This is a genomic window from Kocuria dechangensis, from assembly GCF_014636775.1.
GTDB lineage: Bacteria > Actinomycetota > Actinomycetes > Actinomycetales > Micrococcaceae > Kocuria > Kocuria dechangensis.
Window position 1 is genome coordinate 63,856 of sequence record NZ_BMEQ01000005.1, and the last position, 21,595, is coordinate 85,450.

The window sequence follows — 21,595 nt, forward strand, 5'->3', positions numbered from 1 at the left end:
CCGCGCTCCGAGCGCCGGGGCGCCGGTCCGTAGGATGGCGGCGTGCACACCTCCCCCGGAACGGACCCCGACCAGTCGACGACCCCCCGCGTGGTGCGGTGGGGGCGGCGCGGCGTGCGGGCCGCCGCGTACGCGATCCCCGGGGCCCGCGTGCTGCTGGCGCTGAAGACCGCGCTGGCCGTGTCCCTGGCCTGGGTCGTCGCCCAGCGCATGCCCGGGGTGGCCGCGGAGTACCCCTACTACGCGCCGCTGGGGGCGATCTCCGCCATGTACCCCACCGTGATGGGCTCGGTGCGCACGGGGCTGCAGACCGTGGCCGGACTGGCCCTCGGGATCCTGCTCGCGACCGGTGTGCTGCTGGTCGGCTCGCCCAACCTCGTGACGGTGGGCCTCGCCGTGGGGATCGGCACGCTGCTGGCCGGGCTGCGGCGGCTCGGCGCCGGCGCGGAGTACGTGCCCATGGCCGCGCTGTTCGTCCTCATCGTGGGCGGCCCCGACGCGGAGGACTACTCGATCGGCTACCTCGTGCAGATGGCGGTGGGCGTGGCGATCGGCCTGCTGGTCAACGTGCTCGTCATCCCGCCGCTGGACTTCCGCACCGCGCGCCTGCAGCTGGACCGGCTGCAGGGCGTCGTCGCCGACTACCTCCGGGACGTCGCGCGCGAGCTCGAGTCCCCGGGGACCACGGCGGGGCGGGACTGGGACCTGCGCAGCCAGGAGCTGTCCCGCCTCACGGCCGAGGTGCGGGAGGCCGTGGAGGAGTCCGCGCAGAGCGCCCGCGGCAATCCCCGCGTGGTGCTCCGGCCTGCCGCCCGGCGCACCGACCCCGGCTACGAGCCGCTGAAGAAGCTCGAGCAGGTGGTCTTCCACGTCCGCGCCCTCGCGGACGCGCTCCGGCAGATCTACGACCACGAGACCCACCGGTGGACGGCCGCCGAGCCGTTGACCCGCCGGCTCGCCGCGACCGTCGAGGACGCCCGGGCGTGCGTGCAGGCGTGGTCCGACGACGAGGACGTCGCGGAGCCGGCCGCGCGGGTCCGCGAGGCGCTGGGGAAGCTGTACGCCCGGCCGGTGGACCCCGCAGACGCCGAGCACCGGCTGGTGATCGCGGCCGCCGCCGAGCTGGGGCGGGTCGTCGACGTCCTCGACCCCCAGCAGCAGCCCCGGGGGAGCTCCCGCGCCGCGAAGAGGGACTGAGCGCGGCCCTGCGGGGGCTACACGTCGAAGTGGGTCTCGACCCGGCCCTTGCTCACGCTCGCCACGAGCTCGGCTGCCAGGTCCCGGAGCTTCACGTTGCGGTGGCTGGAGGCCGCCTTGAGGATCTCGACGGCCTGCTCCTGGCTGCACCGGTTCTGGCCCATGACGATGCCCACGGCCAGGTCGATGGCCGTGCGCGAGCGCATCGCCGCGGCCAGGTCGGCCTCCGCCTCCCGGTGCCGGGCCAGCCGGACCGCCAGCCGCAGCGCCTTGGAGGCCAGCAGCACCTCGTGCTGAATGGCCTCGATCGCGGCGTCGTCGTACTTGTCCGGCTGGTCGGAGTAGAGGTTGATGCCCGCGCTCGCCTCCTCGCCGAGCTCCATGGGGACGCCCAGCACCGAGCGGATGCCGTTGCGGGCGGCGGCCTCCTTGTAGCCCGGCCACCGGTCCTCGAGCTTCATGTCGCGGACGTGGACGAGGCGGTGCTCCCGGGCGGCGGTGAGGCACGGGCCGTCCCCGAACCCGTACTGGATCTCGTCGAGCTGCTCGGCCCGCTCGCTGCTGGAGGCGACGGTCGCGGCCTTCCGCTCCCGCAGCAGCGTCACGGCGCACCAGACCTCGTCGCCGCCGGTGGACAGGGAGCCGGCCAGCATCCGGGTGAACTCGTCCAGGAAGTCCGTGATGTCCGTGCTCTCCAGCAGCAGGTCCTGGAGGCGCTCCACGGGCGAGGCGCCTGATCCGTGCTCCGTCATGGTCCGTCCCGTCCGTCGTCCGCGGCACCGCGCCCTCGCGGGTGCGGGGGCGGGCGGTCCCCGTGCCGTCGGGAGAACTGTAGCAAGGCGGACCGCCACGCCGGCCGGAGGAGCGGGCTCAGTCCTCGGCGTGCGTGCGGGCCGGCGAGATCTCACGGGCCCTCAGCTCGACGACGAGCTGGTGGTGCCGGTCCAGGGTGATGGGGTGGGGGCCGTCGGGGTCGGTGAGGTGGTCGTGGTCGAGCTGGCGGCAGATCCGGCTGTGCAGCACCTGTAGGGCCACGAGGCCCAGCTCCGTGAGGTCTGCGGGGAACGCGTCGTCGGGGCCGAGCCGGACCACGGACGACTCCGGTCCGCGCGCACGGGGAGACCCCGTGGGCCGGGGCCGGGCGGGGGAGCACTCGCTCACGCGGCGCTCCTCCGGCACGGGAGCCGTCGGGCGGGGACGGGGAGGGGGGAGGGCATGGCAACGACCTTTCGGGCGCGGGGAGCGGCAGGCCGTTGCTTGACCTCCTCAGAGCGTAGTCGGCGACTCCGCCGGTGACCAGTGCTCCGGGCGGCGCCGCCCGTCGCCCGGCCTTTCCCGCGGTCGTCGGGGCCGCGCCGCGTAGACTGGTGGGCCATGCAGTGCTCCTATTTCGACGCCGGTTCCTGCCGCTCCTGCACCCTCATGGGACAGTCCTACGCCGAGCAGGTCGCGGGCAAGCAGGAGCACTGCCGTGCCCTGCTGGCGGAGTGGCGCGGCCTGGAGTGGCTGCCGCCGGTGACGAGCCCCGAGTCCGGGTTCCGCAACAAGGCGAAGATGGTGGTCGGCGGCACCGTGGACCGGCCCGCGCTGGGCATCCTGGACGAGCAGGGCCGCGGCGTGGACCTGCGGGAGTGCGGGGTCAGCGCCCCCGGGCTCACCGCCTGCTTCCCGGCGCTCGCCGCGTTCGTCACGCTCGCCGGTCTCGTGCCCTACGACGTCCCGGCCCGCCGCGGCGAGCTCAAGCACCTGATCCTCACCGAGTCCCCGGACGGTGAGCTGATGCTGCGGTTCGTGCTGCGCTCCACGGAGTCCGTGGTGCGGATCCGCAAGCACCTGCCGGCCCTGCGCGAGGAGCTGCCGCGGCTCGCGGTGGTCTCCGCCAACATCCAGCCCGAGCACAAGGCCGTCCTCGAGGGCGACCGGGAGGTCCTGCTCACCGAGCAGGAGACCCTCCGGATGCGCGTGAACGACGTCGACCTCCACCTGCGCCCCCGCAGCTTCTTCCAGACCAACACGGCGGTCGCCGCGGCGCTCTACGAGCAGGCGCGGGAGTGGGTCGCCGAGCTGTCCCCGGCCTCGGCCTGGGACCTCTACTGCGGCGTGGGCGGCTTCGCGCTGCACTGCGCCGGCCCGTCCCGCGAGCTCGTGGGCATCGAGACCAGCGAGGAGGCGGTCGCGAGCGCCGCGCTGAGCGCGCAGCAGGCGGGGCTGTCCCGGGTGCGCTTCGCCGCCGGGGACGCCACGGCCTTCGCCCTCGGGGCGGACCGGGCTCCCGAGCTCGTGGTCGTCAACCCGCCGCGGCGCGGGATCGGGCCCGGCCTGGCGGGCTGGCTCGAGTCCTCGGGCGTGGAGCACGTGGTCTACTCCAGCTGCAACGCCGTCTCGCTGGCCCGCGACCTCGCCGCCATGCCGTCGCTGAGGCCCCGGCGCGGGAGGGTGCTCGACATGTTCCCCCAGACCCGCCACTACGAGGTGATGGTCCTCCTCGAGCGGGCCTAGAGGTAGTCGCCGGCGCGTTCCCGTGCCACCTCCAGCAGGGTGGTGTGGAAAGCGACCTCCGCCGGGGCGTAGACCTTGTCCTGGCGCTGGGCCAGCAGCACTCGGCGCAGCGGGGCCTCGGGGCCGAGGCTGAGCACCCGCACGTCGGGGTGCTGCAGGGCGACAGCGGTCCTGGGGACCATGGCCACGCCCATGCCCACACTGACCATGGCCTGGGCTTCCTGGTAGTCGTTGGCCAGGAACCCGATGGTCGGCTCGAACCCGGCGTCGTGGGCGGAGCGCTGGAGGACCTCCACGACGGGGTGGGCCTCGGCGCGCACGATCCACGACTCGTTGCGCAGCTCCTCCATGGTGATCTGCTCCCGATCGGCCAGGGGGTGGCCGCGGGCCACCAGGATCACGGTGGACTCGCGGAAGACCTCGGTGACGCGGATGGCTTCGTCGTGGAAAGGGTTCCAGGGATAGTCCCAGAGCAGGCACAGCCCCGTGACCCCGGATTCGAGGTCGGCGACCAGTTCGTCGAAACGGGCGCTGCGCACCGACAGGCCGATGGCCGGGTAGCGCTTCTTGAACACCCGGATGACCAGGGGCAGGAAGGATCCGGCCAGGGTGGGGAAGGTGCCGACGGTCAAGGAGCCGCGCTTGAGCCCGGCGATCTGGTCCAGATCGGACTGGGCGGCGTGCATCTGCCGCACGATCTTGCGGGCGTGGCCGACGAGGATCTGCCCGGCCTCGGTCGGGACCACTCCGCGGGAGCGGCGGTTCAGCAGCGGCTGGCCCACTTCTTGTTCGAGCTTGCGCAGCTGCTGGGACACGGCCGAGGGCGTGTACATCATCAGCTCGGCCGCCGCCGTGATGGAGCCCTGTTCGACCACTTCCACCAGCAGGGCCAGGCGCCGCATGTCGAACAGGGGCCGCGCATCGTCGTGAAGCAACTGTTCACCCTCCTCTGGTGGTGGTTCATTCTCTACAAAAGCCCCCCTCCGCCACGGCATCAGGGTCCTGAACCGTACTGGATGCCACGGTGGGGAGGGGCATTGCGGCCTGCGGATGCAATGACTTAAGGATATCTACATCCTCATCCACAAACCCGACATTGTCTTAAGATGTGATCTGGATCAACCTCTTCTCAAGCCCCCAGCGGGATGACAGGACGAGGAGATGTCAGAGCCATGAAGATCGAAGCAGAGTGGATGCGCGGAGGCACCAGCAAGTGCTGGGTGTTCGACACCGGCCATCTTCAGGAGAGTGCGTGGAGCCTGGACGCGCTGCTGCCCCGGCTGTTCGGCAGCCCCGACTCCCGCCAGATCGACGGGGTGGGCGGGGCGACCTCGACCACCAGCAAGGCCGTGATCCTCCACCGGGCTCCTGCCGGCGACGAGGCCGATGTGGAGTTCACCTTCGCCCAGGTGGGCATCGAGGAATCCACCGTGGACTGGGGCAGCAACTGTGGGAACTGCTCAGCAGTCGTGGGCCTGTACGCCCTGGAGAAGGGCTGGATCACACCCACCGGAGACCTCACCCGGATCGTCACGCGCAACACGAACACCGGACAGATCATCGTCCAGCGGGTGCCTACCCCGCACGGTGCGTTGCCGCCGGCCCCCCACGCGGCGATGCCCGGGGTGCCCTTCCCCGGCTACCGGGTGGGACTGGGGTTCCAGGACCCGGCCGGCAGGACCACCGGAAAGCTGCTGCCCACCGGCTCTGCCACCGACACGATCACCGCTGCGGGCATCCCGCTGAGGGTGTCGATGATCGATGCCGGTGCCCCGGTGGTGATCGTCCGGGCCCAGGAGCTGGGCCTGGACCCCGCCCGGTACGACAGCTGGCGCACCGGGGTGGAGCTGCAGCTGGGCACCCTCGAGCACATCCGGCGGCAGGCGGCGGTGCGGATGGGCCTGGCCCGCACCGTCGCAGAGGCCGCGAGGGCGATTCCCAAGCTGGCCGTCGTCGCTGCACCCACCACGGCCGATCCCGCCTGCGACGTCAACGTCATGATGCTGTCGATGGGCAAGCCGCACCCCGCCCTGGCCATCACCGGCAGCATCGCCCTGACCCTGGCCGCCCGCACGCCGGGCACCGTGCTGCACGGGCTCACCGGGGGTGCTGTGGGCGAGACCCTGTGGCTGCGCACCCCGGCCGGGGTCGTCGAGACCTGGAGCGAGGAGAACGACGGGACCCTGCTCGTAGGTGTCGACCGCACCGCCCGCACCATCGCCACCGCCACCATCCACCTCCCGGAGGCCTCCGGCACCGCCGTTGCCGCTTCCTCCGCTGGAGCCACTCTCCGAGGAGCCCACCATGACTGAGACCCTGCGCGACACCGCTGCGCCCGGCCGCACCACTGCTGCCGGCCCGACCCCTCCCGGCGGCCGCACCGCCGTGCCCGAGGCGGGGGCCAGGGGCGGCCCGCCCGCCCGTCGCCGCCGTACCCTGGTGAGGGCGGTGGTCGGTCTCGCGATCCTGGGTCTGCTGGCCATCGTGCTGGGCAGCACGATCCTGGACCCGGCGGGCCCCACCACGGAGCCCACCATGACCGCCACCCAGATCATCCCGCTCGTGATCCTCGTCGTGATGTTCGTCGTGGCCACGAAGTGGCCGCTGAACATCGGCGTGATGGGCCTGGTCGCCTCCTTCGGCGTCGGGTACTTCATGCTCGGGATGGACGACAAGGAGATCCTGGCGGAGTTCCCCGCCCACATCGTGCTGACGATCATCGGGGTGACCTATTTCTTCAGCATGGCCCAGCGCAACGGCACCATCGACGTCATCGTCCAGAACTGTGTGCGCCTGGTCCGGGGCAGGACGCTGCTGCTGCCCTGGGTGTTCTTCCTGATCGCCGCGGTGCTCACAGGCCTGGGGACCTTCTCTCCGGCCGCGGTCGCGCTGCTGGCCCCGGCGGCCATCGGCTTCGCCTACGAATCCCGCCTCCACCCGGTGCTGATGGGCGCGTTCATCATCAACGGCGCCCACGCCGGCGGGTTCTCCCCGCTGTCGGTGGCCGGGGTGCTGGTGCACGACATCGCCGCGGAGAACGGCTTCCCCATCTCCCGCGGGGCGCTCTTCGCCGCCAGTTTCGCGCTCAACCTCGTCCTCTCCGTGCTCACCATCGTCCTGTTCGCCGTCCTGGGCCGGCTCCGCGACGGCCAGGCCGGCCGGCACGCCGATGTCGACACCACCGGGTCCCATCGCCCCCACGGTCAGCAGATCCTCACCCTGGGGCTGATCGCCGCGATGCTGGTGTGCACCCTGGGCTTCCACATGCCGATCGGCTTCGTCGCCCTCTCCGCGGGCCTGCTGCTGGCCCTGGTCAACATCAAGGAGCACCAGACCTTCATCGGCGGGATCTCCTGGTCCACGGTCCTGCTGGTCGCGGGCATGATCACCTACGTCTCCCTGCTCCAGCACGTGGGCGTCATCGACAGCCTCGCCCACATGGCCCTGGCCCTGGGCGCCCCGCTGCTGGTGGCGGTGGTCCTGTGCTACGTGATCGGCGTGGGGTCGGCCTTCGCCTCCTCCACCGCGCTGCTGACCGCGTTCATCCCCATGGCCGGCCCGCTGCTGGCCACCAGCACCCTCAGCGTCTCCGGCACGGTGGCGGCCCTGGCCGTTGCTGCCACCGTCGTGGACGTCTCCCCGTTCTCCACCGACGGCGCCCTGGTGGTGGCCAACGCCCGCGAGGACGACCGCCAGCGCGTCTACCGCCAGCTGATGATCTACGCCGGGGGCGTCGTGCTGGTCGCCCCGGCCCTGGCCTGGGCCCTGCTGGTCCCCACCGGCATCATGTGACACGTTCCGCCCCGGCGCCCTGATCCGCGCCGACACGGACAACGGCCCGTCAGCCGCGACCGACGGGCCGTTGTCGGTGTCCGTCAACTGATCGGGACGCCCTCGCAGCCGTTGTGCTCCCGACCCGTGTCAACAACGTCATGCCCTCTTACGCCCGGCCTCCCGCGGGGGAGGCCGTGACGACGACGTTCTTGCCCCACGGGTCCTCGGTGTAGCAGCTGATGAGGACCAGGCGGTCGGGGACCACGTGCCAGATGTCGCTGTCCTTCAGGGTGTCCTTGTCGTGGGTGACCACCGAGTCCACCACGTACTCCAGCGTGCCGGTGCCGGTGGTCAGCTCGATCTCCTGACCCACCAGCGAGGCGTCGCTCAGCCGGTTGAAGGGCGCGTCCCGGTCCTCCCAGCTGTGGCCCGCGACGTAGGTCGTGTTCTGCGACCCCGCGCCCGGCACGCCGTACGGCGTGAGCCAGTAGCCGTCGAGGGTGTTCGGCGGCACCAGCGACTGCGCGGCGAGCTCCTCCGGGGTGGGCGCGAGCGGGAGGACGGCCACGTCGATCCCGGCGGCCTCCACCGCCAGACGGACGGGCGGCGCCGCCGGAGGGAGGTCCGGGCCGGCGGCGGAGGCTGCCGGGGTGCCTGCCGGAGGAGCCGCCGGGGCGGCCGTCGGAGGGCTGCTCGGCGCAGTGGCAGACGCCGTGGCAGACGCCGGGGCCGCGGCGGCCGGGGTGACGGGTGCGGCGGGTCGCGCCGGGCCGGGATCGTCGGGGATGCCCACGAGCACGCCAGCGAGCACCGCCAGGGCGCCGGCGGCGGTGACGGCGGCCCGGCGGGCGCGCGGGATCCGGCGGGGCGGGGCCGTGCGGCTGCGGGGTTCCATGCGGTGCGGGTCCTCGGGAAGGCGCCGGTCCGTCGTCCCGGTGACCCGGTGCGGGCCACCGGGACGACGGCTGGTCACGGGCGGTCGGTCACAGGCTGACGGTCACGGGCAGCCGATCACGGGCGGCTGCGCGCGAGCCGCCGCAGGCGCACCGCCGCCGCGGCGGGAACGGCGATCCCCGCGGCGAGCAGGGCGGTCAGCAGCGCCGTTCCGGGGTGCTCCTCCCGGTCCCCGGCCGCCGTCTGCACGTTCATGCCGGGGTTGACGGCCACGGGGGCGGCCTCGACGACGACCGGAGCCGGTGCGGGTGCCGCCACGGGCGCGGCCTCCACGACGGACGGGGCCGCTGCGGGTGCCGCCACCGGCGCGGCCTCCACGACGACCGGTGCCGGGGCCGCGGCGGGCGCCGCCACGGGGGCGGCCTCCACGACGGCCGGTGCCGGAGCGGCCACGGGTGCCGCCTCGAGCGGGGCGGGTGCGACCGTGACGGGAGCCGCCTCCACCGGAGGCGGAGGAGTGGTGTCCACCGGCGCCACGACGGGCTGCGCGACCGGGGTCGACGGCGTGCCCGGGGCGACGACGGGGGCCTCACCGCCGACCCCCTCGCAGGCCACGAGGAACTGCTTGAACAGCCCGAGGAGCTGCGTTGCCGAGTTCTCGTCGAGCGACAGGCCCATCAGCAGGGCCTCGAGCGCCGTGGCCGCCTCGAGGACGGCCTGCTCGGCGGCGGCGATCTCCGGGGTGGCGATGGCGGCGGCCAATTGCGTCTCGAGCCCGGCGATCCGGGCCTGGGCCGCGGCGGCGCCGGTGGTGTCGCCGGCGGCCTCCGCGGCCTCCAGCTCCGCCAGGGCGGTCTCCAGCTGCACCAGGACGTCCCCGGCGGCGGTCTGCACGAGCGCCTCGTAGTTCGCCTGGGCGGTGGCGGCCGCCCCGGCCAGGCGCTCGAACTCCGTCAGCGACACCGCCGTGATGCCCACGGCGGCCAGCGCCCCGTTGAACTGGCCCGAGGCCTGCAGGCACGCGGCGTCGTCCGGTGCGGCGACGGCCGCGGGTGCGCCCAGGACCAGGCTTCCGGCCAGGACCGCGGCCGTGGAACCGGCGGCGACCCATGTCTTTGCAGCAGTCATGTCGTGCGTCTCCTTCGTCACGAAGCTCCCCGGGCCCTCCCCGGGGACCCAGCGCGCGGCACGGCCTCCCCGGAGCACTGCCCGGCGGCGCACCGGGGCGCGGCCGGGCAGTGCCGGTCATGCTGCTGGTCGCCCGGTGGATGGTGCGTGACGACGGACCCTGTGGGGCCTGGATCACGGCCGGAGGACTGCTGTGCGGTCAACCTATGCAGGGTGCTGACGACTTGGCAATGGTGAATTGTCGGTGCAGGTCACGGCGGGGTCACACGGCGTCGTCGAGCGCCCGCGGAGCCGGCGGGGCCGGAGGGGAGAGGGAGGGGAGAGGGAGGAAAGCGGGGAGAGCGGGGACGACGGGGGAGGGTACGGGAACGCGCCCCCGGCTGCGGGTGCAGCCGGGGACGCGTCGTCGTGCGGGAGTGGTGGCGCGGCGGGATCAGCCCGCGGGGGTGGCCGCCAGGTTCTCCTGGTGGGCGGCCCAGGCGGCGTAGCTGCCGTCGAGCTCCACCACGTCGTAGCCCGCGTGGCGCAGGGCGCTGGCCGCGACCGAGCTGCGCAGACCGCTCTGGCAGTAGGTCACGATCGTGCCCTCGGCGGGCAGCATGTCCAGGTTCCACAGGATCCGGCCGCCGTGCAGCTGGGTGGAGCCGGGGACGTGGCCCGCGGCGTGCTCGCTCTTGGCGCGGACGTCGAGCAGCAGCGCCTTGTCGAAGGCCTCGACCCCCTCCGGCTGCACCAGCTTCGGGGTGGCCTGCGGCAGGCCCTCGATGCCGGTCACGAAGCCGCGCACGGCGTCGATGCCGACCCGCACCAGGTGGTCCCACATCTCCTGCGCCTGCTCCTGGCCGTCGGCCAGCAGCACCAGCGGGCGGGAGTCCCGCCCGGGGTCCACGGCCCAGGCGGCGTAGGTGGCGGTGCTCCTGCCGGCCGGGATGTTGAGGGCGCCGGCCACGGTGCCCTCGTGCACCTGGGCGGCCGGACGGGTGTCCACGAAGGTCACGGCGTCCGCGGCGAGGTCCGCGGCCACGGCCTGCACGTCCAGCTCCTCCAGCGGGGCGCGCTCGCCCATGATCGCCGGGCCCTGGCGGTTCTGGCGCTTCATCCGCCCGAAGTACATCGGGGCGTCCGGCTGGCCGTCGAGGAGCTCGTTGACGAAGCCCTCCTCGTCGTTGGCGGCCAGGTAGGGGCCCCACCAGGCGTAGAGGCGCTCGTAGCCGACCGTGGTGGAGGGGATGGCGCCGAGGGCCTTGCCGCACGCGCTGCCGGCGCCGTGGCCGGGGTGGACCTGGATGTAGTCGGGGAGGGTGAGGAACTTGTCCCGCAGGCTCGCGAACATCTGCTTCGCGCCGACGAAGCGGGTGTCCACGCCGCCGGCGGCCTCGTCCAGCAGGTCCGGGCGGCCCAGGTCGCCGGAGAACACGAAGTCGCCGGTGAGCATGTAGCCGGGCTGGTCGCTGAAGGCGCCGTCGGTGACCAGGAAGGACAGGTGCTCCGGGGTGTGGCCCGGGGTGTGCACCGCCTGGACGGTGATGTTGCCGATGGTGATCGCGTCGCCGTCGTGCAGGCGCTCGCCCGCGAACTCGTACTGCCAGTCCGGCCCGCCCTCGGCGGAGACGTAGATGGTGGCGCCGGTCGCGGCCGCCAGCTCACGGGTGCCGGAGAGGTAGTCGGCGTGGATGTGGGTCTCGGTGACGGCCACGATCTCCATGCCGTTGGCGGCGGCCATGGTGCGGTAGACGTCGATGTCCCGGCGGGGGTCGACGACGACCGCCTCACCCTTGCGCTGGCAGCCGATGAAGTAGCTGGCCTGGGCGAGGTCCTCGTCGTAGATGCGCTCGATCAGCATGGATCTCTCCTTCGTGGTTCAGGTGGTGACGGGTGTTCCGGGAGTGGATCCCCGTGCGTCCTGTCCACAACAGTAATACCCCCTGGGGTATCCCGCAAGTACCCCCAGGGGTATTTCGGTCAGCGGCTTGCATGTCCTCCCGTGCGCGCGCCGTGCCGCTCGATCGCGCGCTCGTAGTGGCCCACCAGCGCCTCCGTGGCCACCCGCCAGCCGAGCTTCTCGGCCTCCGCGCGGCCGGCCGCGCCCATCCGGGCGCGCAGGGCCGGGTCGTCGAGCAGCCGGGCCAGGCGGTCCGTGAGCTCGTCCGCGTCGCCGGGCTCGACCAGCAGCCCGGTGCGCCCGTCGTCGACCGCGAAGGGGATGCCGCCCGCCCGGGCGCCGACCACCGGGACCCCGGAAGCCATCGACTCCAGCGCCACGAGGCCGAGGGTCTCCGTGGTGGAGGGGAACGCGAAGACGTCCGCGGACGCGTACGCCGCGGCGAGCTCCTCCCCCTCGAGCGCCCCGGCGAAGACCGTGGGCGTGCCGGCGAACCGCCGTTCCAGCTCGGCCCGGTGCGGCCCGTCGCCCACGACCGCCAGGCGCGTGCGCGGGAGCCGGCGGATCGGCTCGAGCAGCGACTCGAGGCTCTTCTCCTTCGACACGCGGCCCACGGACAGCACCAGCCGGTCCTCGGGGTGCCCGCCGGTGAGCCGGGCGCGCATCCCGGCCGAGGCCCGGTCCGGGGTGAAGGCCCGGGTGTCCACGCCCTTGGGCCACAGCGCGACGTCGTGCATGCCCATCTCCCGGGCCATCGCGACCATCGGCCCGGAGGTGCAGAGGTTGACGTCGGAGCGGTTGTGCAGGAACCGGATCCACCGCTCCGTGGGACCGCGCAGGGCGCCGAGACCCAGCGCCGTCGTGTACTCCGGGACGTTCGTGTGGAAGGAGGCGAGCAGCGGCAGCCCCCGGCGGCGGGCCGAGAGGGTGCCGTACGCCGCCACCCACACCGGGTTCACGGCGTGGACCACGTCCGGGCGGAACGCCTCCATGGCGTGCGCGATCCCGGGGGTGGGCAGCCCCACCCGGAACTCCGGGTACCACGGCCGGAAGGAGAGGGACCGGACCCGGACCACGGGGTGCGGGCCGCAGCGCTCCGGCGCCTCGCCGGGAGCCAGGACGAGCACCTCGTGGCCCATGCGGCCCAGCTCCTCCAGCGTGTGCACCAGCCGGGTGACGATCCCGTCGACCCGGGGCAGGAACGTCTCCGTGAACAGGGCGATCCGCATCCGGCGGTCAGACCCCCACGGCCGCGGGCCGCGACCGCGACGCCGGGACGCCGGGCCGCCGGCTCCGGTTCCACACCGACCGGGCGGGGATCCTCGACAGGTCCGCGCGGTGCGCCCAGCGGGCGGCGGTCTGCTCGACCTCCAGCAGCAGCCCCGCGGACAGCGTGGTGGGCTCCAGGCCCAGGTCCAGGAACGCGTCGTTGACCACGTGCAGCTCGTTCTCCGCGGACTCCTGCCGCGGGTTCGGCACCAGCTCCACCTCGGCGCCGGTCAGCCGCGCGACGAGGCGCGCGAGGTCCCGCACCCGGTGGGTCTCCGTCATCTGGTTGAAGATCTTCACGCGCTCGCCGGCGGCCGGCGGGTGGAGCAGGGCGAGCTCCACGCACCGGACCATGTCCTGGATGTGGATGAACGCGCGGGTCTGCCCGCCCGTGCCGTGCACCGTGAGCGGGTGGCCGACCGCGGCCTGCACGAGGAAGCGGTTCAGGACCGTGCCGTAGTCGCCGTCGTAGTCGAACCGGTTGACCAGGCGCTCGTCGAGGCGGGTCTCCCGGGTGCTGGTGCCCCAGATGATGCCCTGGTGCAGGTCCGTGATCCGCACGGCGTCGTTCTTGGCGTAGAACGCGAAGAGCGTCTGGTCGAGGACCTTCGTCATGTGGTAGATCGAGCCGGGGTTGGAGGGGTAGAGGATCTGCTGGGCGGTGCCGCCCTCCGGCCCGGGGACCTCCACGTCGAGGTAGCCCTCGGGGATCTTCATGCCCGCGGTGCCGTACCCGTAGACGCCCATGGTCCCGAGATGGACCACGTGCACGTCCAGCTCCGACTCCACGACCGCGCTCAGCACGTTGTGGGTCGCGCTGACGTTGTTGTCCACGGTGTAGCGCTTGTGGCGGGAGGACTTCATGGAGTAAGGGGCGGCGCGCTGCTCCGCGAAGTGGACGACGGCGTCCGGCCGCTCGGTCACGAGGAAGTCGAGGAAGCCCTCGTGGTCCCGGGCGAGGTCGAGCTGGGCGAAGCCGATGCTCCGGCCCGTGCGCTCCTCCCACGCCGCGCGGCGCTCGGCGAGGGGACGGATCGGGGTGAGGGACTCCGCGCCGAGCTCCTCGTCGATGGCCCGCCGGGAGAAGTTGTCCACCACGACCACGTCGTGCCCCCGCGCCGAGAGGTGGAGGGTGGTGGGCCAGCCGCAGAAGCCGTCGCCGCCGAGCACCGCGATCTTCATTCCGTCTCCGTTCCCGGACCGGGTCCCCCGGTCCTGTCGTCCGTCAGCTCCTCAGCCGTCTGCTCCTCAGCGTGGGGCACGTGCGTGAAGCGGAAGTGAACGGGACAGGACCAGTTGTTGGTAGGAGAACGACCCGGGAGCCACCTCCCAGCCCGGCCCGGCCAGCTCCCGCAGCTCCCCGGGGACGTACGCGCGGCGCAGCGAGCGCAGCCCGTCGGTGCGCAGGAAGGAGCCGGGCGCCAGCGGCAGGATCCCCATCGAGTAGAGGGCGTAGGCCGCAGGGTTCCGCACCAGGTCGTTGTGCACCACCAGGCGGCCGGCCAGCCGCTCCGAGTCCTGCACGAGCGCCCGGACCTGGTCGGGGTCGAGGTGGTGGAGCAGGTGGTTGGAGAGCACGACGTCGAACCGCTCCTCGGCCGCCACCAGCTGCCCGCTGGTGGCGCGGCGGAAGACCGGGGCCCGGTGCGCCGGGTGCCGGGCGGACCAGCGCTCCGTCCGCCGCGCCGTCCAGCCGAGGGCGCGGTCGTCCGGGTCGATGCCCGTGATCCGCAGGTCCACGCCGTCCCGGTGCGCCCACCGGGCCAGGGCCCGGGCGACGTCCCCGCCGCCGGAGCCGACGTCCAGCAGGGTCAGCGGGCGGCCCGGCTCCACCAGCGGCCTGATCCGCCGCCGGTAGGTGGCCGCCCACCCGGCGACCAGAAAGTTCACCGCGTCGAAGCGGGCGTAGGTGCGGTGCAGCGCGGCCAGGTCGCAGCCGGGGTCGTCCATCAGCTCCCGCAGCTCGTGGTCGCGCCGGGAGAGGTCGGGCAGGGCGCGGGACAGGAGGGGGCGCATCCGCCCATTGTTCTGCGCCCCGACACGTTTCGCCACCGGCCCGCCCGCCCCGCGGAGTCGCCGGGACCCGTCACTAGACTGGGCCTCCCCGGGCAGGGCCGGCCTGGCCGGGCGGACGGAGGGAGGCCGGGTGGACCGCACCGCACGCGACGCCCCCGGGCGCTGGCCGTGGATCGGGCTCGCCGGGGCCTGTTGGGCCGCCAACGCCGCCCTGGGCGCCTCCGTGGGCGCCGGCCTGGTGCGCACCGGCCGGTTCCGGTGGATCCACCACGCCCTCTACATCGGCACGACGACGACGACCGCCCTCGCAGCGGTCCTCTCCGCCTGCTCGTCCTCCCGCTCCCGGCGGGCGGCCGCCCGCGCGCTCGCCCCGGCCCTGCTGCCGCTCGCCGTCCTGCCGCACGCGGGCACGCCCGCCCAGGGCCACCCGCGCCGGCACGCGGCCGTCGCCCTGTCCGCCGCCCCGTTCTACGCCGCCGCGCTCGCCCGCGCGGCCCGCCCGACCTGACCGTCCTCGTCCCCGCCGAAACCGGAGTGCCCATGGAGTTCCTCGACGTCGTCTTCAACCGCCGCACCACCAACGGGCCGTTCCTGCCGGACCCCGTGTCCCCCGAGCACCAGAAGCTGCTGCTGCGGACGGCCGCCGCGGCCCCGTCCCAGTTCAACAGCCAGCCGTGGCGCTTCGTGGTCATCGAGGACCGGGGGACCATCGACCGGATCGCGCGGATCAGCGGCGAGTCCATGACGCAGGTGATGGCCGAGGGCACGTTCTTCGACCGGTACAAGCGCTACTTCCGCTTCAGCAGGCAGGAGATGGAGGAGCAGCGGTTCGGGATGCTCTTCGACAAGCTCCCCGCGGTGCTGCGGCCCTTCACCAAGAAGGCGTTCACCCCCGGCGGCCAGGCCCTGATGAACCGGCTGCGGGTGCCCCAGACCCTGGGCTCCGAGAACCACAAGCTGGTGGCGGGCTCACCCCTGCTGCTCGGCGTCATGCTCGACCGCCGCGAGTACCGGCCCGGGGAGCTGTCCGGCTTCTACTCCCTGTTCTCGATGGGCGCGGCGATGGAGAACCTGTGGCTGACCACCGTGGAGCTGGGCATGGGCATCCAGTTCATCTCCTTCCCCATGGAGCACCCCGCCCGCTGGGCCGAGATCGTCGACCTCCTCGAGGTGCCCGAGGAGCTGGAGCTCATGGCCGTCTACCGGCTGGGCTACGTGCCCGAGGAGCACCGCCGCCCGGCGATCGACTGGTCCAGTCGGGAGCGGCGGCGGATCTCCCAGTACGTGTTCCGGGAGACGTGCCGGGTCCCGCAGGAGGACTGGGACGACTGAGCCGCGGTCGGGCGCCGGCCCGGATCGGCGACTGAGGTCAGTGGCGGCCGGGGTCAGAAGCGGCCGGGGTCAGAGGTGGGCGTCCACGAAGTCCTGGGCGGCGGGGATGTCGGTGCGGAAGGAGAAGTCCGTGCCGGCGCACCGGCCGGTGATGCCGAACGAGGTGACGGCCACCACGGTGGTGGTCTCCCTGCCCGTGGCCGGGTCGATCCAGAAGGCGGGTCCACCGGAGTCGCCGAAGCACGTGCCGCTGCCGCCGGTGCCCTCGCCGGGGCTGTTGGTGAGCTGGAGGCTGTGCCCGCCCTGGGTGCTCGACCGGGACAGCCCCGTGATGGTGGAGGTCCCCCGGTAGCGCACGTAGTCCTCCTGCTCGAAGGCCGGGACGGTGCCCTGCAGGCCGTAGCCGACGATGCCGACCTGGCGCTGCGTGGTGGCGCCCTTGCGGGTGAGGAGGGCGTCCAGCATCCCCTCCTCGGGCAGCCGGCCGTACACGCCGCCCGTGTCGATCGCGCGCTCCAGCCGGACCAGGCCGATGTCGAAGGTGTCGGGGAACGCCGAGAAGCCGTCGTACTCGGGGTGCGGGACCGCCTCGCCCGGCACCCAGTGGTCGCTGGCCGCCAGATAGCCGGTCACGCCGCCCCCGGCGTAGTCGGCCAGGGGGTCGGGGGAGTTGCTCACGTAGGTGAGGTCGTTCGGCGCCCCGGAGTCCCCCTCGACGCAGTGCCCGGCGGTCAGCACCAGGTCGGGCGAGAGGAGCGTGCCGGAGCAGGAGTAGAAGCCGACGCCGTCCTGGGCGAACAGCAGGGTCACCACGTGGGGGTGCTCCTCGCCGTCCGGCTGTCCCCAGGTGATCGCGTGGGCGCTTCCGGCGCCCAGCAGCAGGAGCACGAGCGAGACGACCGCCACGACCGGTTTCCGCATGCCCATCCCTCTCCGGAGCCGTTCCCGGTCCTCGCGGACCGGGCCTCGAACACTACGGGCGGCGGACCCGGAGGGTAATGGACAAAAGTCGTGAAAAAGTCGTGACCTGCGCGGCCCACGGCTCCGAGTCCGCCGGCGGCGGCCGGGGACCGGTTCAGAAGCCCTCCGGTGTCCCCGGCGGAGTGCCCGGGGCCCGGTGGGTGGCCTCGATCGCCATCGCCACCACGTCGGCCACGTCACCGTGGCGCCGGAAGGCCTCCCGCTGGGCCCGGGCCCCGGACCCGTGGCGCAGGATGTCCTCGACGACGGCGGACACCCCGGGCTCCTCCCCGTACTCGGAGAGCACCGGCCCGACCACGCCCAGGAACTCGGCCACCACGTCCGCCGCGGGCACGAGGGTCCCGGTCGCCGGCGACACCAGGTCTCCTCCGACGCCGGTGTGGCTGGCCTGCCACATCCACGCCCGCAGCACGGACGCCCTGCGGGCCGGGGCGGCGTCGCCGGCCCGCCAGGCCCGGGCGGCCGTCTCGACCAGGGCGCGCGTCAGGGCCGCGATCACCGCGGCGTGGCCGGCGTCCAGGCAGACGTCGGCCACCCGCACCTCCACGGTGGGGTGGTGCTCGCACAGGCGGGCGTCGAAGTAGAGCATCCCGTCGTCCAGCGGCACGCCGGAGGCCAGCAGGTCCCTGCGGTGCCGGTCGTAGGCGTCCGCGGACCCGAGGACGTCGATGGGCCCGGCGGTGGGCCACCGGCCCCAGGCCTGGTACCGGTAGGAGGCGAACCCGGTGTCCGTTCCCTGCCAGAACGGCGAGTTGGCGCTCAGGCCCAGCAGCACCGGCAGCCACACCCGGATCCGGTCCAGCACCGCCACGCCCTCCTCGCGGGACCCCACCGCCACGTGGACGTGGAACCCGCAGGTCAGCTGCTCGCGGGCGGTCAGGCCGAAGTGGTCCCGCACCCACTGGGCGCGCGGCGCCGAGGCCAGGTGCGGGGTCACCGGGCCCGGGGCGGTCGGGAGGGCCGCCACCTGTGCGCCCACGCCGGCCGCCACCTCGGCCGCCAGGGCGCGTCCGGCGCGGATCGCCGCCAGCTGCCCCGCCAGCGTGGTCCGGGGCGGGCAGTCGACCTCGATCTGCTCCCGCTGCAGCTCCGTGGTCAGGCGGTGGCCGGTGCCGGTGGTCCGGTCCCGCAGGCTCACCGCCCACTCCCCGGCCGGCAGCGGCTCCAGGGTCGCGGCGTCCACCAGCAGCAGCTCCTCCTCCACCCCGAACGTGCGCACCAGGCCGCCCTCCCGAGGATCTCGTCCACGCTGTCCGACCCACCATCGTCCCCCAGCGGCGGGCGCCGGTCCACCACCGCTGCCACGGCCGGCCCGGCTGCTCTCCCTGCGGGTCCACTGCGGATCCACAGCGGGGGCACCGCAGCTCCCGGGCCCTGGTGGCGGCCCGCCGGGATCGGTACCGTCGGGTGCCATGACCCGCGACCCGACGCTGCGCTGGAGCGCACTGGCCGAGCAGGACGCCCCGGCGTGGTCCCGGCTCGTCCACGTGCTGGCCGAGGCGGACGGCACGGACGAGACGTACAGCCCCGAGGACCTGGCCGAGGAGCTGACCGAGGCCGGGGTGGAGGCCGCCGCCGACACGTGGGGCGTGTGGGACGGGACCGAGATGGTCGCCTACGGGCAGCTCCGGGTGAGCCCGGCGCTGACCGCCGGCGGTCTCGTCCGGGCGGACCTGGACGGTGGGGTGCATCCCGCGTGGCGCGGCCACGGCATCGCCACCGGGCTCTTCGAGCGGATGGAGCCCCGTGCCGCCGAGCTCGCGGCGCGCCGCCACCCGGGGGCGCCCGTGCAGCTGCGCGCCTCCGGAGGGGTGGAGGGAGCCGACGCCCGGGCCTTCCTGGCGGGGCGCGGCTACGAGCCGGTGCGGTGGTTCACCGACATGGCGCGGCCCCTGCCCGGCACCCCCGTCGGGGGCGGGAGCGGGGGCGGGCGCGTGGAGCCGTACGACGACGCCATGGGCGAGGAGCTGCGCCGGGCCCACAACGCCGCCTTCGCCGACCACTGGGGGTCCACCGCCCGGACGCCCGAGGCCTGGGCCGACCTGGTCGGGGCCCGCGGCAACCGCAAGGAGCTGTGGCGCGTGGCCCGGGACGCGGACGGCCGTGTCCTCGCCTACTGCCTGGCGGGCCAGTGGGCCGAGGGGAGCCTGTACGTCAGCCTCGTGGGCACCCGGCCGGAGGCCCGCGGGCGGGGCCTCGCCCGGGCCGTCCTGGCCGGGACCGTCGCCGCCGCGGCGTCCGCAGGGGAGTGGGCGACGATCGAGCTCACGGTGGACTCCGCCAGCCCCACCCGGGCCGACGCGCTCTACACCTCCGTCGGCTTCGCACCCGTGCGGACCCGGGCGACCTGCGCGCGGATCCTCGGCGCCCGGGACTGACACGCACCGCGGGAACGCCGGCTGTTCCCCCTTCTTCCGATAGTGTGTGTCACACAGTATTGTGTGGCCATGGAAGCTGATCTCGAGGACCGGGACGCCGCCCCGCACCTGCAGCAGCTGCGCCGCGGCACCGTGGTCCTGGCCTGCCTCCTGGTGCTGGACGAGCCGCGCTACGGCTACGCCCTGCTGAGGACGCTCGGCGACGCCGGGCTCGACGTGGAGGCCAACACCCTCTACCCGCTCCTGCGCCGCCTCGAGACCCAGGGCCTGCTCGAGAGCGACTGGAACACCGAGGAGTCCCGGCCCCGCAAGTTCTACCGGATCACCCCCCGCGGGGTCCGGGTGCGGGACGTGCTGGAGGCCGAACGACTCCGGCTCCACGCCACCCTCTCGGCCCTGCCCCGCCCGCCCCGCCACACCGAGGACTGATCGCCATGCCGTCCACCGTCACGACACTCTCCCTCACCGACGCCTACCTGCACGAGGTCGTCCGGCGGCTGCCCGCCAGGAGCCGCGCCGACGTCGCCCAGGAGCTGCGCGGCACCCTCGCCGACATGACCGACGACGGCGTCGCGCGCGGCCTGCCGCCGGAGGAGGCCGAGCGCCGCGCGCTCGAGGAGCTCGGCGACCCGGCCCGGCTCGCCGAGGACTACTCGCCCGGGCCCCACCACCTCATCGGTCCCGCCCACTACCACGACTTCCTGGAGCTGCTGCGGGTCCTGGTGCCCGTCCTGGCCGGGCTGTTCGGCGGGCTCACCCTGATCGGGCGGCTCTTCGAGGAGGCCGGCCGGGAGAGCCTCGCCGGCTACCTCGCGCTCTCGCTCGTGCCGGCGCTCGGCGCGGCGATCCAGGGGGCGCTCATGGGGGCGGGCATCGCCGTCGTCGTCTACGCGGTCGTGGAGCGGGTGGAGGCCGCCGAGGCGGCCGAGCGCGCCGAGACCGGCGCGCCCGAGCCCCCGGCCGAGGAGCCGCCGCGCTGGAGCACCGCGCAGCTGCCGCCGCCGCGGCCCGAGCGGGACGTCACGGTCGGGGAGCTGGTGTGGGCCACGATCGGGCTGAGCTTCGCGTTCGCCGCGCCGTTCCTGCTCTCCCGCCCGCTGGCGCGCGAGGGGGCGCTCGCCGGGGAGCCGCTGCTGGACCCCGCGCTGTGGATGCCGTGGGTGCCGCTCTACCTGCTGCTCGTCGCCGTCTCCTGGGGGTGGGAGCTGCTGCGCTTCTTCCGCCGCCGCTGGTCCTGGGGCCTGTTCTCCGTCAACGCCGTGGTGGACCTCGCCATGGCGGCGCTGCTGATCACCGTCCTGCGCACCGAGTCCGTGGTGAACCCGGTGCTGCGGGACCGCGGCTGGGTGGGGGAGGAGTTCTCGCGGATCGGCGTCGCGGTGGTCGTCGTCATCACCGTCTGGGACCTGGTCGCGACCTTCCTCGCCTGCCGGCGCTCGATCGCCCGGCGCGGCTGACGGTCCCGGGGAAGCGCTCGGCCCGCGGGAGCTCCTGGGAACTCCCGCGGGCCGCGAGAGGGCCTGCCGCCTCGGGGTGGTGGGCGAGCGCGGACGCCGGGAGCCTCGTGGGCGTCCGGCGCCGGCCTCGGCGCGCCCACCCGGGTCAGGTGGCGTGCCGTCTGTCCACCAGGAGACACCCTGGCCGGCAGGATGCGCAAACGTCTACTGTGGAACCGGTCAGATCGACCAAGATCGGCTGCCGGAGGAGTGCAGAAGTGGTCAGCATGACGAATCCCGCGCTCGACACCACCGACCGGCGCATCCTCGCCGCGCTCGACGAGGACCCGCGGATGACGGTCCTGGCCCTGGCGAAGCGCACGGGGCTGGCGCGCGGGACCATCCACGCCCGGCTCGAGCGCTACCGCACGAGCCGGGCCCTGCGGCTGCACAGCACCCGGGTGTCCCCCGCGGCGCTGGGCTACGGCATGGCCGCGAGCGTGGCCGTGGAACTGGACCAGCACCAGCTCGAGGCCGCGATCGCGGGGCTCGAGGCCATCCCGCAGGTGATCGAGGTGTTCGCCCCGGCCGGGCAGACGGACCTGCTGTGCCGGGTGGTGGCCAGGGACCCCGAGGACCTCTACCGGGTCTCCGAGGAGATCCGGCTGTGCCCCGGCATCCTGCGGACCTCCACGAGCATGTTCCTGCGCACGGTCATCCCGTACCGGGTGGCGCCGCTGCTGGCGGAGGAGGGCTGAGCACCCGGCCCGGCCGGTGGCTCGGGCCGGGGCTCAGTCGATGGCTCGGAC

Annotated in this window: 21 protein-coding genes; 10 read left to right on the forward strand and 11 right to left on the reverse strand. The window is 73.9% G+C overall.

The annotated features are described in order from the left end of the window. Positions 1–42 precede the first annotated feature (42 nt). Positions 43–1,197 (forward strand): FUSC family protein, encoded by a 1,155-nt coding sequence (locus IEW07_RS06630; RefSeq protein WP_188535497.1) that lies wholly within the window; start codon positions 43–45, stop codon positions 1,195–1,197. A gap of 17 nt (positions 1,198–1,214) precedes the next feature. Here the strand turns inward: IEW07_RS06630 and IEW07_RS06635 are convergent, their stop codons facing one another. Both IEW07_RS06635 and IEW07_RS06640 read right to left on the reverse strand, forming a co-directional pair. Beyond that, a complete protein-coding gene (locus IEW07_RS06635) occupies positions 1,215–1,949 on the reverse strand; it encodes a GAF and ANTAR domain-containing protein (protein WP_188535499.1) in 735 nt (244 codons plus the stop codon). A 118-nt stretch (positions 1,950–2,067) separates the two neighbouring features. Continuing rightward, positions 2,068–2,358: a hypothetical protein gene (locus IEW07_RS06640; RefSeq protein ID WP_188535501.1), complete on the reverse strand. Its 291-nt coding sequence runs from the start codon at positions 2,356–2,358 to the stop codon at positions 2,068–2,070. Positions 2,359–2,571: 213 nt separating this feature from the next. Here IEW07_RS06640 and rlmC point away from each other — a divergent pair, with 213 nt between their 5' ends. Continuing rightward, positions 2,572–3,696 carry a 23S rRNA (uracil(747)-C(5))-methyltransferase RlmC gene (gene rlmC / locus IEW07_RS06645; protein WP_188535503.1) on the forward strand — a complete coding sequence of 375 codons (1,125 nt, stop codon included), beginning with the start codon at positions 2,572–2,574 and terminating at the stop codon, positions 3,694–3,696. Here the strand turns inward: rlmC and IEW07_RS06650 are convergent. Beyond that, complete coding sequence (locus IEW07_RS06650) at positions 3,693–4,598, reverse strand: LysR family transcriptional regulator (RefSeq protein WP_371870214.1); 906 nt, start codon at positions 4,596–4,598, stop codon at positions 3,693–3,695. The genes rlmC and IEW07_RS06650 overlap by 4 nt on opposite strands. A 270-nt stretch (positions 4,599–4,868) precedes the next feature. On the opposite strand from IEW07_RS06650, the gene IEW07_RS06655 reads away from it, so the two are divergent. Continuing rightward, positions 4,869–6,008, forward strand: a complete 1,140-nt coding sequence (locus IEW07_RS06655; protein WP_188535507.1) for a PrpF domain-containing protein — start codon at positions 4,869–4,871, stop codon at positions 6,006–6,008. After that, positions 6,001–7,488 carry an SLC13 family permease gene (locus tag IEW07_RS06660; RefSeq protein ID WP_188535509.1) on the forward strand — a complete coding sequence of 496 codons (1,488 nt, stop codon included), beginning with the start codon at positions 6,001–6,003 and terminating at the stop codon, positions 7,486–7,488. Before IEW07_RS06655 ends, IEW07_RS06660 begins: the two co-directional genes overlap by 8 nt. Before the next feature lie 148 nt (positions 7,489–7,636). On the opposite strand, the gene IEW07_RS06665 is transcribed toward IEW07_RS06660, so the two are convergent. From IEW07_RS06665 to IEW07_RS06690, 6 genes are all read right to left on the reverse strand, one after another. Continuing rightward, positions 7,637–8,365: a class F sortase gene (locus IEW07_RS06665; RefSeq protein ID WP_188535511.1), complete on the reverse strand. Its 729-nt coding sequence runs from the start codon at positions 8,363–8,365 to the stop codon at positions 7,637–7,639. 116 nt (positions 8,366–8,481) lie between these two features. After that, a complete protein-coding gene (locus tag IEW07_RS20905) occupies positions 8,482–9,492 on the reverse strand; it encodes a hypothetical protein (protein WP_229741620.1) in 1,011 nt (336 codons plus the stop codon). Between the two features lie 433 nt (positions 9,493–9,925). Next, the gene (locus IEW07_RS06675) at positions 9,926–11,335 is read right to left on the reverse strand and encodes an MBL fold metallo-hydrolase (protein ID WP_188535512.1); all 1,410 of its coding nucleotides are present in this window, start codon (positions 11,333–11,335) and stop codon (positions 9,926–9,928) included. Positions 11,336–11,454: 119 nt separating this feature from the next. Continuing rightward, entirely contained in the window at positions 11,455–12,603 is a 1,149-nt protein-coding gene (locus IEW07_RS06680; RefSeq protein WP_188535514.1) for a glycosyltransferase family 4 protein, read from the reverse strand. 7 nt (positions 12,604–12,610) lie between these two features. Continuing rightward, positions 12,611–13,825 carry an NAD-dependent epimerase/dehydratase family protein gene (locus tag IEW07_RS06685; RefSeq protein WP_188535516.1) on the reverse strand — a complete coding sequence of 405 codons (1,215 nt, stop codon included), beginning with the start codon at positions 13,823–13,825 and terminating at the stop codon, positions 12,611–12,613. Between the two features lie 66 nt (positions 13,826–13,891). Beyond that, positions 13,892–14,659, reverse strand: a complete 768-nt coding sequence (locus IEW07_RS06690; RefSeq protein ID WP_188535518.1) for a methyltransferase domain-containing protein — start codon at positions 14,657–14,659, stop codon at positions 13,892–13,894. Positions 14,660–14,789: 130 nt separating this feature from the next. Between IEW07_RS06690 and IEW07_RS06695 the strand changes: the two genes are divergently transcribed. Continuing rightward, positions 14,790–15,167 (forward strand): hypothetical protein, encoded by a 378-nt coding sequence (locus tag IEW07_RS06695; protein WP_229741621.1) that lies wholly within the window; start codon positions 14,790–14,792, stop codon positions 15,165–15,167. A gap of 32 nt (positions 15,168–15,199) precedes the next feature. After that, positions 15,200–15,991, forward strand: a complete 792-nt coding sequence (locus tag IEW07_RS06700; protein ID WP_188535520.1) for a nitroreductase family protein — start codon at positions 15,200–15,202, stop codon at positions 15,989–15,991. A 69-nt stretch (positions 15,992–16,060) separates the two neighbouring features. Here IEW07_RS06700 and IEW07_RS06705 read toward each other — a convergent pair whose 3' ends face one another. Both IEW07_RS06705 and IEW07_RS06710 read right to left on the reverse strand, forming a co-directional pair. Then, positions 16,061–16,912: a S1 family peptidase gene (locus IEW07_RS06705; RefSeq protein ID WP_188535522.1), complete on the reverse strand. Its 852-nt coding sequence runs from the start codon at positions 16,910–16,912 to the stop codon at positions 16,061–16,063. A 154-nt stretch (positions 16,913–17,066) separates the two neighbouring features. Next, entirely contained in the window at positions 17,067–18,191 is a 1,125-nt protein-coding gene (locus tag IEW07_RS06710; protein ID WP_188535524.1) for a glutamate--cysteine ligase, read from the reverse strand. Positions 18,192–18,384: 193 nt separating this feature from the next. Here IEW07_RS06710 and IEW07_RS06715 point away from each other — a divergent pair, with 193 nt between their 5' ends. The 4 genes from IEW07_RS06715 to IEW07_RS06730 all read left to right on the forward strand — a co-directional run bounded on the left by IEW07_RS06715 (position 18,385) and on the right by IEW07_RS06730 (position 21,544). Next, complete coding sequence (locus tag IEW07_RS06715) at positions 18,385–19,350, forward strand: GNAT family N-acetyltransferase (RefSeq protein ID WP_188535526.1); 966 nt, start codon at positions 18,385–18,387, stop codon at positions 19,348–19,350. A gap of 69 nt (positions 19,351–19,419) precedes the next feature. Next, positions 19,420–19,779: a PadR family transcriptional regulator gene (locus IEW07_RS06720; RefSeq protein WP_188535528.1), complete on the forward strand. Its 360-nt coding sequence runs from the start codon at positions 19,420–19,422 to the stop codon at positions 19,777–19,779. A 5-nt stretch (positions 19,780–19,784) separates the two neighbouring features. Continuing rightward, on the forward strand, positions 19,785–20,807 hold the full coding sequence (locus IEW07_RS06725) for a permease prefix domain 1-containing protein (protein WP_188535530.1): 1,023 nt from the start codon (positions 19,785–19,787) through the stop codon (positions 20,805–20,807). Between the two features lie 266 nt (positions 20,808–21,073). Continuing rightward, complete coding sequence (locus tag IEW07_RS06730) at positions 21,074–21,544, forward strand: Lrp/AsnC family transcriptional regulator (protein WP_188535532.1); 471 nt, start codon at positions 21,074–21,076, stop codon at positions 21,542–21,544. Positions 21,545–21,595 lie beyond the last annotated feature (51 nt).